A 15576-nucleotide genomic window follows, 5' to 3' on the forward strand; every position below is an offset into this window, starting at 1 on the left:
GAAGGGAGAGTCGTGCAGCGTCACACCCCTGATCGTGCCATGTATGCGGCGCGGGCGTGTCGTTACCGCCCCGGAGGCGGCCCGGATCGGCCATCATTGGAGCCCGCCGTGTGCGGGGATGATGGGGAGGGTGAACCTGATAACGACTTCATCGCGGCAGCGATCCCAAGATCATTACAAAAGGCCGACACGCCGGAAAAACTCCGCGTCCGCGGACGTGACTCGTGCCACCGTCATGGGGTGCCCACCGTCACGCGCCGCAACCGCCGGCGCGCTCTGCCGCGACGGTGCGGCCGTGGCCGGCACGGGCGCGTCGCGACGCGCGCGGCCGCCGCGGCCTGCGGTGCGACATGCTCCATCACAAGATTAAGGCTGACGTTTCCACCATGCCCCCTCTCGGTAGGGTCGATGACGCGCCCCCCGCGTTCAGGCGAGCGGTCGAGAGTCTGCGTACGCCCGCGGTCCGGCCCGAGATCACGGTCGAGGACATTCCCGCCCCCCAGCGCCTGGCCCCCTATGCCGTCGCCATGTCGGCCAGTGTCGGCGTCGACGGCGACGACGCCGCCTTCGGCCGGCTGATCGTCCTGTACGACCCCGAGGGCACGCGCGAATGGCCCGGCCCGTTCCGGGTCGTCGCGTGGGTCAGCGCCGATCTGGAGTCGGAGATCGCGGCCGACCCGCTGCTGGGCCAGGTCGCGTGGAGCTGGCTGGCCGAGGCGCTCACCGGGCACGGGGCCGAGCACCGCGAGCTCAGCGGAACTGTGACACGCGCCACGACCGAGGGCTTCGCCGCGAAGGCCGACCAGGCCATGTCGACGGAGCTGGAGCTGCGCGCGTCGTGGTCGCCGGAGTCCGACGACCTGTCGGCGCACATGGAGGTGTGGCTGGAGCTCCTGTCGTCGGCGGCGGGGCTGCCGCCCATCGACGTGGCCGACATCGCCCAGCGCCGATCGCGGACCGAGGGCTGAGCCGCCGCCACCGGTCCCGCGGAGCGCCCCGCGGGACGACGGCGCGGCGCCGTCCGCGGCCCTCCCTGCGGCGGCCGACGGCGGAAGGACATACCGTGGTGGGGTGGCGAACGTGCTGAACTCGAAGACAGGTACCCCCGAACCGGAGCATCCGCCGGAGCAGAACGGGCCCGAAGCCCCCCTGTTGCGCGAACCCCGTGAAGGGCTGCCGCCCGTGGTGGCCGACGCCGCACACCTGGCCCGGGTGGTCGAGGCGTTCGGTGCGGGCAGCGGCCCGGTGGCCGTCGACGCCGAGCGGGCGTCGGGGTACCGCTACGGCCAGCGCGCGTATCTGGTCCAGCTGCGCCGCGCGGGAGCGGGTTCGGCGCTCATCGACCCGATCGCCTGCCCCGACCTCACCCCGCTGAGCGAGGCGCTGGCCGGCGCCGAGACGGTGCTGCACGCCGCCCACCAGGACCTGCCGTGCCTGAGCGAGGTCAACCTGCGCCCCGCCGTTCTCTTCGACACCGAGCTGGCCGGGCGGCTGCTGGGCTACCAGCGGGTGGGGCTGGGCTCCATGGTCGAGCGCGTCCTGGGCCTGCGGCTGGCCAAGGAGCACTCGGCCGTCGACTGGTCGGTGCGCCCGCTGCCGGCCGACTGGCTGACCTACGCGGCGCTGGACGTGGAGATCCTGGTCGAGCTGCGCGACGCCCTTGAGGCCGAGCTCGCCGAGGCCGGCAAGCTCGAATGGGCGCGCGAGGAGTTCGCTTCGGTGCTGGCCGCTCCGCCCAAGGAGCCGCGCACCGATCCCTGGCGCCGCACATCGGGCATCCACCGGGTGCGCAACCAGCGTGCGCTGGGCGTGGTGCGCGAGCTGTGGCAGGAGCGCGACCGGATCGCCCAGGAGCGCGACATCTCCCCGGGGCGGGTGCTGCCCGACGCCGGGATCGTCGAAGCCGCCACCGCGATGCCGCGCACCGCCCAGGAGCTGACCGCGCTCAAGCCGTTCAGCGTACGGCTGGCCCGCCGCTACGCGCAGAACTGGATCAAGGCGATCAGCCGGGCCCGCGACCTCTCGGCCGCGGACCTGCCGCAGCCCAGCGCGCCGGGCGACGGCCCGCCGCCCACCAACCGGTGGGCCGACCGCGATCCGGCGGCCGCGCGGCGGCTGGAGGCCGCCCGGGCGGCGGTGAGCGCCATCGCCGAGCGGGTCACCATGCCCACCGAGAACCTGCTCCAGCCCGACGCGGTGCGGCGGCTGTCGTGGAGTCCGCCCGCGGCGGCCGGCACGGATGCGGTCGCCGCCCACCTGCGGGCGCACGGGGCGCGCGATTGGCAGGTGGCGCTGACCGCCGAGGCGCTCGCGGGGGCGCTGGCGAAGGCCGCCGGGACGTCCGCCTGAGCGGTCGATAGGACCCACATCACGCCGTTGGATGGCTTTAAACCTGATCATGGCCAAAAAATGGCACAAGTGACACGATTCACCCTGACGGCACACCCCCTAGGCACTTCCCCGCCACAGGTTCACGGATTAAGTTATTGAATCGTGCTGTTGTTGATGCGGGGTGGCAAGTTTCGGGGCGCGGTGGGCCGCGGCCGTGCAGAGGTGGTGAGTCTGGTGTCGATGTGGCGATCCCTGCTGCGGAAGACAGGGCTCGCCTCCGGCGGGCTGCCGTCTCCCGCCACATCTCCGGAGCAGGGCCACACCCCGGGGCAGCGCGCCGCGGCCCTGGAGCGCACCCTGCACGAGACCGCCGACGCCTTCGGCCCCGACGACGAGCGCACCATCACCGCCGGGAACAACCTCGCCAGCAAGTACGCCCAGATCGGCCGGCGCGAGGCGGCGGTCGCCCAGTTCGAGCGCACCCTCGACTCCGCCGTGCGCGTGTTCGGCGAGGACCACGAGCAGACCGACACCATCCGGGAGAACCTCGCCTGGAGCCTGGAGGACTCCGGCCGCCCCGCCGAGGCCGCGGCCATCTGGGAGGTCCTGCTGGAGCACCGCGACTCCCGGCTGGGGCCGGTGGCCGCCGACACCGTGGCGGCGCGCAGCCGGCTGGCGATCTGCTACCGCCGCTGCGGGCACCACGACGCCGCCATCGCGCACTTCGAGCGCGCCGTCGAGGACTCCGGGGTCCCCGAGGAGCGCGAGCACCTGCGCATCGGCCTGAGCACGGCCTACGCCGCGGTCGGGCGCTACGACGACACCACCCAGCAGTTGCGCATGGTCCTCGCCCAGCGCCGCCGCCGGCTGGGCGGCCGGCACCTCGACACCCTGCTGGTCCACCACCGGCTGGGCCGCGCCTACACCCAGGCCGGACGGCCCGAGGAGGCCGTCGAGACGCTGCGGGCGGCCTACCGCAACGGCCTGGCCGCCGCGGGCGACCCCGAGATCCGCATGCTCACCCTGAAGATGCGCCGCGACCTCGCCGGCGCACTCAGCGCGATGGGCCGGCACCGCGACGCGGCCGCCCTCTTCTGACCACGGACCGCGGCACCGCGGGCGCGTCCCGGCGCCCGTCCGGCCACCCGGTCGCCCGGCCTCCCCTTGCCGGCCACCGGCACGGACGCGCCCTGCGCCGGGCCCTCCGGCATGCGGCGGGCCGCCGCGCGGGCGGATGTGGCAGACTGCTCCCCACACATTGGTTACCGACCAGTAGCATGAGAGTCGTCACGCCACCCACTGCGCGATTAAGGAGGGCGAACCGTGCCGCGAACCGCCCGCGAAGTCGTTTTCGTCGACGGGGCCCGGACCCCGTTCGGCAAGTCCGGCAAGGGCCTCTACGCCGAGACCCGCGCCGACGACATGGTCGTCCGGGTCATCCGCGAACTGCTGCGCCGCAACCCCGGACTGCCGCCCGAACGCATCGACGAGGTCGCGATCGCCGCCACCACCCAGATCGGCGACCAGGGGCTGACGATCGGCCGCAGCGCCGCCCTCCTGGCCGGCCTCCCCCGCAGCGTTCCCGGCTACGCCATCGACCGCATGTGCGCCGGCGCGCTCACGGCCGTCACCACCTCCGGGGCCGGGATCGCCTTCGGCGCCTACGACGTGGTCATCGCGGGCGGCGTCGAGCACATGGGCCGCCACCCCATGGGCGAGGGCATCGACCCCAACCCGCGCTTCCTCTCCGAGAAGCTGGTCGACCCCTCCGCCCTGGTCATGGGCAACACCGCCGAGAACCTGCACGACCGCTACCCCGCCATCACCAAGGAGCGCGCCGACGCCTACGCGGTGCGCAGCCAGGAAAAGGTCGCCAAGGCCTACGCCGACGGCCGGATCCAGCAGGACCTGGTCGACGTGCTGGTGCGCTCCGCCGAACAGGGCTACGGCCTGGCCACCGCCGACGAACCGCCCCGGCCGGGGACCACCATGGAGGGACTGGCCGGGCTCAAGACCCCGTTCCGGCCGCACGGGAACGTCACCCCCGGCAACGCGGCGGGGCTCAACGACGGCGCCACCGGGGCGATCCTGGCCGCCGAGGACGTCGCCGCCGAGCTGGGCCTGAACGCCCGCATGCGCCTGGTCGACTTCTCGTTCGCGGGTGTGGAGCCCGAGGTGATGGGCGTGGGCCCGGTGCCCGCGACCGAACGGCTGCTGGACCGCCAGGGCCTGGGGATCGGCGACATCGGCCTCATCGAGATCAACGAGGCGTTCGCCGTCCAGGTGCTGGCCTTCCTGGAGCACTTCGGCCTGGCCGACGACGACCCCCGCGTCAACCCGTGGGGCGGCGCGATCGCGCTCGGCCACCCGCTGGCGTCCTCCGGCGTGCGGCTGATGACGCAGCTGGCGCGGCACTTCGCCGACCGCCCCGAGGTCCGCTACGGCCTGACCACCATGTGCGTGGGCCTGGGCATGGGCGGGACCGTCCTGTGGGAGAACACGAACTGGGAAGGGAACGACCAGTGAGCAGCGCCATCGACCAGCCCCACCCGGCCCCCGCCTCCTCGGGCGCCGGCACCGCGGCGCGCGGCGGCCTCGGGGACATGTTCGCCGACGAGGTCGTCACCCGCGCCCTCGCGCGCGACGTGCGGCTGCCCGGCGGAGCGGGCACCGCCGTGCTGATCACCCTGGACAACGGGCACGACCACACCAAGCCGAACACGTTCGGCCCGGCCGGGCTGCTCAGCCTCGACGCCGCCATCGAGGCGGCCCGGGCGCGCACCGACATCGCCGCGGTGGCCATCACCGGCAAGCCGTTCATCTTCGCCGTGGGCGCCGACCTCACCGGGATCCCCCTGCTGCGCGACCGGGCGCAGGCCCACGCCATCGGCCGCCTCGGCCACGACGTGTTCCGCAAGCTGGGCGAGCTGGACGTGCCCACGTTCGCGTTCGTCAACGGCGCCGCCATGGGCGGCGGCGTGGAGGTGGCGCTGCACTGCACCTACCGCACCGTGTCCTCGGGCGTGCCGGCGTTCTCCCTTCCCGAGGCGTTCCTCGGCCTGGTCCCCGGATGGGGCGGCACCTACCTGCTCCCCCGTCTGATCGGCGCCGAGAAGGCGCTGAAACTGATCATCGACAACCCGCTGGCCCAGAACAAGACGATCAAGGGCCCCCAGGTGTTCGAGATGGGGATCGCCGACGCCGTCTTCGAGCCCGCCGACTTCGTCGAGGAGTCGCTGGCCTGGGCGGCGCGGGTCCTCACCGGAGAGGTCACCGTCGAGCGCCCCGAGGTCGACACCGGCGAGGCGTGGCAGCGGGCGGTGGACACCGCCGGGTTCGTCCTGGAGGGCAAGCTGCACGGTGCCGCGCCCGCCCCGGTCCGCGCCCTGGAGCTCGTCGCGCAGGCGCGGACCCGCACCCGCGACGAGGGCTTCGCGGCCGAGGACGACGCGCTGGCCGACCTCATCATGGGCGACGAGCTGAAAGCCGGCCTCTACTCCTTCGACCTGGTGCAGAAGCGCGCCCGGCGCCCCGCCGGCGCCCCCGACAAGGCGCTGGCGCGGCCGGTGACCAAGGTCGGCGTCGTCGGCGCCGGCCTGATGGCCGGGCAGCTCGCGCTGCTGTTCGCGCGCCGCCTCGGGGTGCCGGTGGTCATGACCGACCTCGACCAGGAGCGCTTGGACAAGGGCGTCGGCTATGTGCACGGCGAGGTCGACCGGCTGCTGGCCAAGGGCCGCGTCTCCCCCGATGCGGCCAACCGGCTCAAGCACCAGGTGTCGGGGTCGCTCACCAAGGACGCGTTCGCCGACGCCGACTTCGTCATCGAGGCCGTCTTCGAGCGGATGGACGTCAAGCAGCAGGTGTTCGCCGAGGTCGAGGCGGTCGTCTCGCCCGAGGCCGTGATCGCGACCAACACCTCCTCGCTGTCGGTCTCGGAGATGGCGGGCAAGCTGCGCCACCCCGAGCGCGTCGTCGGCTTCCACTTCTTCAACCCGGTCGCGGTGCTGCCGCTGCTGGAGATCGTCCGCGGCGAGCAGACCGACGACGCCACCCTGGCCACGGCGTTCGCCGCCGCCAAGGGGCTGAAGAAGACCGCGGTGCTGTGCCGGGACGCGCCGGCGTTCGTGGTGAACCGGCTGCTCACCCTGTTCATGGGCGAGGTACTGAAGGCGATCGAGGAGGGCACCGCCCCCGAGGCCGCCGACCGCGCCGTGGCGCCGCTGGGACTGCCGATGCCGCCGCTGCTGCTGCTCCAGCTGGTGGGCCCGGCCGTGGCGCTGCACGTATCGGAGACCCTGCACGGGGCGTTCCCGGACCGGTTCGCGGTCTCGGCGCAGCACCGCCGGCTGGTCGAGGCGGGCAAGACGGCGGTGTACGCGCCGGACTTCACGATCGACCCGGAGGTGGCGGAGCTGTTCTCCGGCGGCGACCGGCCGTCCGACGAGGCGGAGATCCTCGACCGGGCGCTGCGGGCGCTGGCGCGCGAGATCCGGATCATGCTCGACGAGGGCGTGGTGGCCGAGCCCGCCGACATCGACCTGTGCCTGATCAGCGGTGCCGGCTGGCCGTTCCACCTGGGCGGGATCACGCCGTATCTGGACCGCACCGGCATCGCGGAGAAGGTCAACGGCGCGCCGTTCCACCCGCACGGGCTCCAGGCGCTCTAGCACGGGCCTCCGGCGGGCGGGCCGCGCCCGGCGACGGCACGAGGGCCTCTGTTCCCGGAGGTCCGGGAACAGAGGCCCTCCGCTGTCCGGCCCGTCCCGCGGTGCGGGGCGGGCCGGACGGTGCGGCTCGGGTCCGGGGCCTCAGCCCACGGGGACCGAGGGGCGCTCGTGCCCCGCGCCGTCCCGGCCCGCGTCCGCCGCGCCGGCGGCCGAGGGGTCCTCCCCGGACTCGGTGATGCCCACGCGGTCGTGCAGCCGCCGCAGCGGGGCGGGCAGCCACCAGTTGGCGCCCCCCAGCAGCCGCATGGTGGCCGGGACCAGGAGCGCGCGCACCAGGGTGGCGTCGACGACCACCGCCATGGCCAGGCCGATGCCGATGATCTTGAGGAAGAGCAGCGACGACGACCCCATCGCGCCGAGGACCACGACCAGCAGCAGGGCCGCGCTGGTGATGATGCCGCCGGTGCGCTGGAGCCCCACGGCGACGGAGTGGGAGTTGTCCCCGGTCGCGAGGTACTCCTCGCGCACCCGGCTGAGCAGGAACAGCTCGTAGTCCATGGCCAGGCCGAAGGCCACGATGATGATCAGCACGAGGTAGGTGGGGTCGATGGTGCCGACCGCGGTGAAGCCGAGCGGCGTCCCCAGGTGTCCCTCCTGGAAGCCCCAGATCACCACGCCCAGCGAGGCGCCCAGCGACAGGAAGCCCATCAGCACCGCCTTGACCGGCAGGACCAGCGAGCCGAACGCCAGGAAGAGCAGCACCAGTGTCACGGCGATGACGAAGGCCAGGGTCGCGGGCACCGCGTCGACGATGGCCCGGACGTTGTCGAGCTGGAGGGCGGCGACGCCGCCGACCAGCGTCTCGGTGCCGGCCGGGCCGGTCTCGGCGCGCACGTCGCGGACCAGGTCCTGGGTGGCCGGGTCGTCGGTGTCGCCCTCGTAGGCCACCGTGACGTGGGCGATGCCGTCGCCCGTGCGCTCGACGTCGGCGGAGACCGCGCCGTCGAGGTCCGCCAGGCGGTCGGTGTAGTCGCGCAGGTCGTCCTCTGCCGCGTCGCCGGTGACGGCGACGTCGATCACGCTGATGCCGCCGGCCGGGAAGTCGTCGCGCAGCGATTCGGTGGCGATGCGGCTCGGGGCGTCCTCGGGCAGGTAGCGCTGGTCGGTGGAGCCGACATCGGTGAACACCAGAGCCGAGGAGAAGGCCAGGAGGACCGCGCCCACGCCCGCGGCGTAGAGGACGGGCCGGCGCATGACGCTGTGGGCGAGCCGGGCCCAGGCGCCCGCGCGGGCCTCGATGGCGCCGGTGACCGTGGGGACGGCGGCCCGGCTCCGGCGGCGGAACAGCCGCAGCGCGTCGATGCGCCGCCCCACGACGCCCAGCAGCGCGGGCAGGACGATCAGCGCGGCCAGGACGTCGAACAGGACGACGGCGATGCCGCCGAGGCCGATGGAGCGCAGGATGGGCTGCGGGAAGAAGAGCAGGCCGGCGAAGGCGATCATCACGGTGACGCCGGAGAACGCGACCGTGCGCCCGGCGGTGGCCAGGGTCCGCGGGATGGCGTCGGCGATCTCGGCGCCGCGGCCCAGCTCCTCGCGGAACCGGTTGACCATGAACAGCCCGTAGTCGATGGCCAGGCCCAGGCCGAGGATGGTCGCGACGTTGACCGCGAAGACCGACACCTCGGTGACGTAGGTGAGGGCGTGCAGCAGCGTGAGGGAGCCGAGGATGGCCAGGCCGCCCACCGCCAGGGGCATGAGCGCGGCGACCACGCCGCCGAAGATGGCCACCAGCAGGACGAGCAGCACCGGCAGCGAGATCAGCTCGGCGCGCACGACGTCGCCCTCGGCCTGGGCCGACAGCTCGCTCTCGATGGCGACGGGCCCGCCGAGGTGGGTCTCCAGCTGCCCGGCGTCGAGGTCGTCGGCGATGGCCTCGAAGTTCTCCATGCGCTCGGCGTCGGTGTCGCCGGCGAGGGTGATGGGGACGTAGGTGGAGTGGCGGTCCTCGGAGATGAGGACGCCGCGCTCGATGTCGGTGAGGCCCTCGTCGAGGTAGGTGGTGACCGACGCGACGCGGTCCTCGGGGAGGTCGTCGCGCATCTGCTCGACCGAGAACGCGAACATCTGGTTGTCGATGGGCAGGTCCACGCTGCTGTACACGGCCACGACGTCGACCTCGTCGTGGCCGAGCTCCTCGGCCAGCACCTCGGCGGCGCGCGTGGACTCGGCGCCGGGGTCCTCGAACCCGCCGTCGCTCACGGCGTTGAAGACGCCGGTTCCCCACACGGCGGAGAAGGCGACGAAGACCGCGGTGGCCACGAGCACCCAGACGCGCCCGCGATAGCCGAACCGCCCTAGGCTTGCGAACATGAATCCGCCCCTTGGCATGGTGTTAACGTAGTGTGAAGGGAGATCAGGAGAGTAAACGGTGTTAGCTTTCACCGGGGCCACCAGGGCCACCGGGCGCGGCGCCGCCGATACGAAGAGCGGCCCGCGGCAAGGACGGAACCGGCCGGGCCGGCGCCCTGAAGCACCCCCGGCGACCAACCCGGGCAACACTCGTTCACTAAAGCTGACACCGTTAACTATGTCAATATGATCTCCGACATCCCGGAACCACATCGGGCGGAGCGAAGGGCGGCCGTGGCCGAGAAGGCAGTACCAGCGCAGGAGGCGGCGAACCCGCCGGAGTCCCCGGCACCCTCGCGGCGCGAGCGCGTGCGCGAGGCCACCCTGCGTGAGATCAAGGACATCGCGCGGCGCCACCTCGACGCGCAGGGCGCTCCCGGGGTCTCGCTGCGCGCCATCGCCCGTGAGATGGGCATGACCGCGCCGGGACTGTACCGCTACTTCGCCAGCCACGACGACCTGATCATGTCGCTCCAGGCCGACTTCTTCGGCGAGCTGTCCGCGGCGGTGCGCGCCGCCGACTCCTCCCTGCCCGCCGACGACGTCGACGGGCGCATCTCCGCCGCGCTGCGCGCGTTCCGCGCCTGGGCGCTGGCCAACCCGGCCGAGTTCACGCTGCTGTTCGGGCCCCCGGGCCCCGCGCACGAGGCCGACGGCGGCCCGGCGGTCGAGGCGGGCCGCGAGTTCGCCGCGATCTTCTTCGCGCTGTTCGACACCCTGCTGCGCGAGGAGCGCTTCACCGTCCCCGCCGAGTCCGAGCTGACACCCCGGCTGTGCCGCCAGCTCGAATCCTTCGCCGAGCACACGGGCTTCTCGGCCACCGACGTCTCCAAGGGAGCCCTGCGCGTCCTCACCTCGTGCTGGGTGCGCCTCTACGGCCTGGTCTGCATGGAGGTCTTCCGGCACCTCTCCTTCGCCATCGACGACATGGGAGAGCTGTTCGAGGACGAACTGCGCGACATCCTCTCCACCGTCGGCGTCACCTACCGGGCCCCCTGACCCGCCGGGGACCGCCCCGCGGAACCGCCCCCTGCGCCCCGGGTACCGCCCATCGGCACCCGCCCGGCCCTCCGAACTGGTCCCCCTCCCGGTCACGGAGCCGGGCGGTCTCGACCGCCGCGCGCCCGGGCGCCCGCCGTCGCCGTCGGCGCCCAGGGCCGTCCCCGGTCCGCCCGCGGGGGGCGCGGCCGCGGCGCGGGCGACCGTTCCCGGCCGTCCGATCGGGACCATCCGCACTACCTTCCACCCCCGTGTCCTAATAAGGTTGATCATCACGATTGCGCGCGCCGTACCGACGACAAGGACCGACCTCGTGGACTCCATCCAAGGCGGCGAGGGGACGCCCGGCCCCGGCCGCCCCCCGGCCCCTGAGCCCCGGCACCGCGGGACATCGGGGCCCGGAGCGGCCGGGCCCGAAACCCCCTCCGCCCCGGCCGGGCCCGCCGACGCCGCTGCTCCCGCGGGAGCGCCCCCTCCTCCGGCCGCGCCCGCGGCGCCGTTCGCGGGGCCCGCACCCTTCTCGGGGCCCGCGGCACCCGGAGTCCCCGCAGCGCCGCCCGCGCACGCGGGGTTCGCCCCCATGCCGCCCGGCAACGGCGCACCTCCAGCGGCCGGCGCCTGGCCGCCGCCGATGCCCCCGGGCCCGCCGCAGGGCGGGTGGGGACGGCCACCGCAGCCGTCCCGGCGCTCCGGAACGGCCGTGTGGGTGGCAGTGGGCACCTCGTCCTTCGCCGCCCTGGTCGCCCTGCTGGTCTCGGTGGCGCTGATGGCCAACACGGCCTCGTCCGCCCCGCCCGCGGCTCAGGAGGGCGGCGTCTACGATGCGGCGCAGTTCCACAGCCGGGAGCTGTACGAGCGCCCCCGGGCGATCGACCTGGACATCACCGATCATCCCGCTTATGACATGCCGATGCCCGACACCGTGTCCTGCGCGCTGCCCGGCCTCGACCCCGAGTCCGAGTCCTCATGGCGGGCGTTCAGCGACGAGATCGGCGTGTGCCTGAACGACCTGTGGCAGCCGAGCCTGGACGAACTGGGCCTGCGGACGCCCGCGCCGACCTTCAACGTCACCGAGGACAACCCCGACATCGGCTCGACCGAGGAGGGGATGACCCTCGCCTACTACGAGTACGACACGCTCACCATCACCGTCGTCCTGCCCAACGTGATCGAACTGTCCCGCGACGTCCCCGACGACAGCCAGGAGGCCGTCTGGACCGCGCTGCTGGGCCACGAGTACGGCCACCACGTCCAGCAGGCCACCGGGATCCTGGACGCGTCCTACGAGATGGAGCGCCGGGCCGCCGACGAGAGCGAGGAGCTGGAGGCGCTGCGCCGCACCGAGCTCCAGGCCGAGTGCATGGGCGGGGTCGCGATGCGCGGTCTGGGCGAGTTCGACGCCGCCGAGATCGACCTCGTCAACGAGTACCTCAACGGCGGCAGCGACCTGCCCACCCACGGCACGTCCCGCAACCGGCAGTACTGGTTCGACCAGGGGACCGTGGACGCCACCATGGACGCGTGCAACACCTACGGCGCGTCGGATGCGGACGTCCGCTGACGGTTCCCGGCGCCCGCGGGGCGGGAGCGGGTCGAACCGGCCTCCCCGCACCGCCCATGGCGGACCGGGGGCCGTCCTGACGGGTCCCGGCGCCCGCACCACGGGCGCCGGGCGGGCGGACCGGGCTCAGCGGCGGAGCGCGCCGCGCAGCTCCTCCCAGCCGAGCAGCTTCACGCGTTCGCCCCGGCCCAGCTCCTCGGCGCGCCGGGCCTCGGCCGCGTCGATGCTCAGCCAGTCGCCGTAGTCGGTGACGTCGGCCCCGCAATCGCGCAGCACCTCCTCCACGGGCTCCAGGGCGCCGGCCGCGGCCCGCAGGGCGGGCGCGTCGTCGAGCAGCGAGCGTACGGTCCCGGCGGCGTCGGACTTGTTGGTGCCGATCACCCCGGTGGCCCCCCGCTTGATCCATCCGGCGACGTAGTCGCCGGGCACCACCGCTCCCCCGGAGCCGGCGGGGTCGAGGACGCGGCCGTCGGCCTGGGGCACCGTGTGCGACGCGGGGTCGAAGGGCACCCCCGCCAGGGGCACCCCCGCGTAGCCGATGGAGCGGAAGACCATGCCGACCCCGAGCACGGTGTGCTCGCCGGTGCCCGCCAGGCGGCCGTCGGCATCGAGGCGGGTGGCCTCGACGCGCAGCCCGGTGACCCGGTCCTCGCCCAGCACCTCGACGGGGCGGGTCCAGAACCGGAGGTCGATGCGTCGGGCGCGGTCGCCGGGCCCGCGGCGCGCCCATTCACCGAGGATCTTCAGGTTGGTGCGTGCGGCGCGGGCCGCCCGCGCCGGCTCCTCGCCGCCGGGGTCGATGTCGACCTGGTCGGGCCGGACGGCGATGTCGGCGTTGTCGAGCGCGCCGAGGTCGCGCAGTTCGGGAGCGGTGAACTTGGCCTGGAGGGGGCCGCGGCGGGCGAGCAGGTGGATGCGGCGCACGCGGCTGGCGGCGAGCACGTCCAGCATGGGCTGCGGGATGTCGGTGGCGCGCAGTTCGTCGGCGGTCTTGGCGAGGATGCGCGCGACGTCGACCGCGACGTTGCCCGCACCGACGACGGCGACCTCGTCGGCGTCGAGCAGGAACCGCTCGACGGCGGAGTCGGGGTGGCCGCAGTACCAGTTGACGAAGTCGGTGGCGGCGACGCTGCCGGGCAGGTCCTCGCCGGGGATGCCCATCCGGCGGTCGACCGCGGCGCCGGTGGCGTAGACGACGGCGTGGTAGGAACGGGCGAGGTCGGCACGGGCGAGGTCGGTGCCGAACTCCACTCCCCCGATGAACCGGACATCAGGGTGCTCCAGTACCCGGCGCAGCGTGCGGGCGACCCCCTTGATCTTCAGGTGGTCGGGGGCGACACCGTACCGCACCAGGCCGTAGGGGGTGGGCAGCCGGTCGATGACGTCGACGGCCACGGTCTCGCGACGCTGCCGGGTCAGGGAGTCGGCGGTGTAGATGCCCGCGGGGCCGGATCCGATCACCGCCACGCGCAAAGGATCGGGAGAGGTCATGGCCCTATTGTCGGCCATCGCGGGGGCAAGGCGGGGTGCGAAGCCCTGGACCCGGTGGCGGTGCCGTGCCGGCACGGCGGCGGGCGGCCCGGAACCCCACGTGGCGCGTGGCGGAGAGGCACGGGAACGGCCCGCGGCGCTCGTGCGCCGCGGGCCGTTCGGCTTCGTCGGGGGGTGGGGGCTACTTCTGGGCGGGCTGGCCGTCTTCGGCGGTCTTCTCGGCGTGGCGGGAGACCGTCTCGGTGAGTTTGCGCGCGAGGTCCTGGGGGGTGAGGCCCATGTCGGCCAGAATGGTGCCGCGCTTGGCGTGGTCCAGGAACTCCTGGTCGACCCCGAAGGTGCGGACGGGCAGGTCGAGGTCGGCGTCGCGCAGCGCCCGTGCCACGGCGTCGCCCACCGCGCCCACGCGCCCGTTGTCCTCGACCACGGCGACCACCCGGTGCCGGGACGCCTCGTCGACCAGAGCGGGGTCGAGCGGCTTGACCCAGCAGGGGTCGACGACGGTGACGCCGATGCCCTGGTCGGCCATGCGGTCGGCGACCTCGCAGCAGGTGTGGGCCATCGGGCCCACGGCCACCAGCAGCAGGTCTTCGGAGTGGCCGTCGCGCGTGGCGCGCCGCAGGACGTCCATGGTGCCGATCGTGCCGATGGCGGGGATCTCGTCGGGGACCGCGCCCTTGGGGTAGCGGACGACCGTGGGGGCGTCGCGGACCGCGACCGCCTCGCGCAGCTGCCTGCGCAGCCGCGGTTCGTCGCGGGGCACCGCGATCCGCAGGCCCGGCACGACCTGGAGGATGGACAGGTCCCACATGCCGTTGTGGCTGGCGCCGTCGTCGCCGGTGACGCCGGCGCGGTCCAGGGCGAAGGTGACGCCCTGCCGGTGCAGCGCGGCGTCCATCAGCACCTGGTCGAAACAGCGGTTGAGGAAGGTGGCGTAGACGGCCACGACGGGGTGCATCCCGCCCATGGCCAGGCCGGTGGCCGAGGTCGCGGCGTGCTGCTCGGCGATGCCGACGTCGAAGACGCGGTCGGGGTAGGCCTCGGCGAAGGGCGCCAGGCCCGTGGGGTGCAGCATGGCCGCGGTGATGGCCACGACGTCGGAGCGCTCGGCTCCGATGTCGACCATAACCTGGCCGAACACCTTGGTCCACTTCACGACCCCCGGGGCCGACCGCGGCGCCTCGCCGGTCTCGGCGTCGATGACGCCGATGGCGTGGAACTGGTCCTCCTCGTTGGTCTCGGCGGGGGTGTAGCCCTTGCCCTTCTGGGTGATGCAGTGGACGATGACCGGCCCGCCGTAGTCGCGGGCGCGGCGCAGCGCATGCTCGACCGAGGCGGCGTCGTGGCCGTCGATGGGCCCGACGTACTTCAGGCCGAGGTCCTCGAACATCATCTGGGGCTGGATGGCGTCCTTGAGGCCCTTCTTGAGGCCGTGCAGCACCTCGTAGATGGGCGGGCCGACCACGGGCGCCTTGTTGATCGCGGTCTTGGCGAGGTCGAGCGCCTGCTCGTAGCCCTGGGTCATGCGCAGCGACGCCAGGTGGTCGGCGAGCCCGCCCATGGTGGGCGAGTAGGAGCGGCCGTTGTCGTTGACGACGATGACGACCCGGCGGTCCTTGCCCTCGGCGATGTTGTTGAGCGCCTCCCAGGCCATGCCGCCGGTGAGGGCGCCGTCGCCGATGACCGCGGCCACGGTGCGGCCCTTGCGCCCGCGCAGGGCCTGCGCCTTGGCCAGGCCGTCGGCGTAGGACAGCACGGTGGAGGCGTGGGAGTTCTCGATGAAGTCGTGCTCGGACTCGGCCCGCGAGGGGTAGCCGGACAGCCCGCCCTGCTCCCGCAGCCCGCTGAAGTCGTGGCGGCCGGTGAGGATCTTGTGCACGTAGGACTGGTGGCCGGTGTCGAAGAGGATGGGGTCCTCGGGGGAGTCGAAGACCCGGTGCAGGGCGATGGTCAGCTCGACCACGCCCAGGTTGGGGCCGAGGTGGCCGCCGGTGCGCGACACCTCCGCGACGAGGAACTCGCGGATCTCCGCCGCCAACTGCGGTACGCGCTCGACGGGCAGCTTCTTCAGGTCGTCCGGATTCCGCATCGTCGCGAGCAGCGTCACCCTCGTCA

General features: G+C 73.5%; 10 protein-coding genes. 7 read left to right on the forward strand and 3 right to left on the reverse strand.

The genetic code is table 11. From position 1 onward, the window contains the following. Positions 1-386 precede the first annotated feature (386 nt). The 5 genes from ACFO4E_RS23055 to ACFO4E_RS23075 all read left to right on the forward strand — a co-directional run bounded on the left by ACFO4E_RS23055 (position 387) and on the right by ACFO4E_RS23075 (position 6998). Positions 387-968, forward strand: a complete 582-nt coding sequence (locus tag ACFO4E_RS23055; protein ID WP_378578153.1) for a DUF3000 domain-containing protein — start codon at positions 387-389, stop codon at positions 966-968. 103 nt (positions 969-1071) lie between these two features. Beyond that, on the forward strand, positions 1072-2349 hold the full coding sequence (locus tag ACFO4E_RS23060) for an HRDC domain-containing protein (RefSeq protein ID WP_378578155.1): 1278 nt from the start codon (positions 1072-1074) through the stop codon (positions 2347-2349). Positions 2350-2571: 222 nt separating this feature from the next. After that, on the forward strand, positions 2572-3429 hold the full coding sequence (locus ACFO4E_RS23065) for a tetratricopeptide repeat protein (RefSeq protein WP_378578276.1): 858 nt from the start codon (positions 2572-2574) through the stop codon (positions 3427-3429). A gap of 225 nt (positions 3430-3654) precedes the next feature. Beyond that, complete coding sequence (locus tag ACFO4E_RS23070; RefSeq protein ID WP_378578157.1) at positions 3655-4857, forward strand: thiolase family protein; 1203 nt, start codon at positions 3655-3657, stop codon at positions 4855-4857. Between the two features lie 77 nt (positions 4858-4934). Continuing rightward, positions 4935-6998: a 3-hydroxyacyl-CoA dehydrogenase NAD-binding domain-containing protein gene (locus tag ACFO4E_RS23075; RefSeq protein WP_378578277.1), complete on the forward strand. Its 2064-nt coding sequence runs from the start codon at positions 4935-4937 to the stop codon at positions 6996-6998. A 141-nt stretch (positions 6999-7139) separates the two neighbouring features. Here the strand turns inward: ACFO4E_RS23075 and ACFO4E_RS23080 are convergent, their stop codons facing one another. Beyond that, positions 7140-9371 (reverse strand): MMPL family transporter, encoded by a 2232-nt coding sequence (locus ACFO4E_RS23080; protein WP_378578159.1) that lies wholly within the window; start codon positions 9369-9371, stop codon positions 7140-7142. A 273-nt stretch (positions 9372-9644) separates the two neighbouring features. Between ACFO4E_RS23080 and ACFO4E_RS23085 the strand changes: the two genes are divergently transcribed. Beyond that, positions 9645-10409 (forward strand): TetR/AcrR family transcriptional regulator, encoded by a 765-nt coding sequence (locus ACFO4E_RS23085; protein ID WP_378578161.1) that lies wholly within the window; start codon positions 9645-9647, stop codon positions 10407-10409. 706 nt (positions 10410-11115) lie between these two features. Further along, positions 11116-11970 (forward strand): neutral zinc metallopeptidase, encoded by an 855-nt coding sequence (locus tag ACFO4E_RS23090; RefSeq protein ID WP_378578163.1) that lies wholly within the window; start codon positions 11116-11118, stop codon positions 11968-11970. Between the two features lie 126 nt (positions 11971-12096). On the opposite strand, the gene ACFO4E_RS23095 is transcribed toward ACFO4E_RS23090, so the two are convergent. Together ACFO4E_RS23095 and dxs are read right to left on the reverse strand one after the other, a co-directional pair. Beyond that, positions 12097-13461 carry an FAD-dependent oxidoreductase gene (locus ACFO4E_RS23095; RefSeq protein WP_378578165.1) on the reverse strand — a complete coding sequence of 455 codons (1365 nt, stop codon included), beginning with the start codon at positions 13459-13461 and terminating at the stop codon, positions 12097-12099. Between the two features lie 181 nt (positions 13462-13642). Further along, on the reverse strand, positions 13643-15568 hold the full coding sequence (dxs, locus tag ACFO4E_RS23100) for a 1-deoxy-D-xylulose-5-phosphate synthase (protein ID WP_378578167.1): 1926 nt from the start codon (positions 15566-15568) through the stop codon (positions 13643-13645). Between the last annotated feature and the right edge of the window lie 8 nt (positions 15569-15576).

This window comes from Nocardiopsis mangrovi, assembly GCF_042653925.1.
In the GTDB taxonomy this organism is placed as follows: domain Bacteria; phylum Actinomycetota; class Actinomycetes; order Streptosporangiales; family Streptosporangiaceae; genus Nocardiopsis_B; species Nocardiopsis_B mangrovi.

Coding starts and splice junctions, on each gene's coding strand:
- ACFO4E_RS23065 (WP_378578276.1), top strand. CDS start 2,572: ATGTGGCGATCCCTGCTGCGGAAGACAGGGCTCGCCTCCGGCGGGCTG.
- ACFO4E_RS23095 (WP_378578165.1), bottom strand. CDS start 13,461: ATGACCTCTCCCGATCCTTTGCGCGTGGCGGTGATCGGATCCGGCCCC.
- ACFO4E_RS23075 (WP_378578277.1), top strand. CDS start 4,935: ATGTTCGCCGACGAGGTCGTCACCCGCGCCCTCGCGCGCGACGTGCGG.
- ACFO4E_RS23055 (WP_378578153.1), top strand. CDS start 387: ATGCCCCCTCTCGGTAGGGTCGATGACGCGCCCCCCGCGTTCAGGCGA.
- ACFO4E_RS23080 (WP_378578159.1), bottom strand. CDS start 9,371: ATGTTCGCAAGCCTAGGGCGGTTCGGCTATCGCGGGCGCGTCTGGGTG.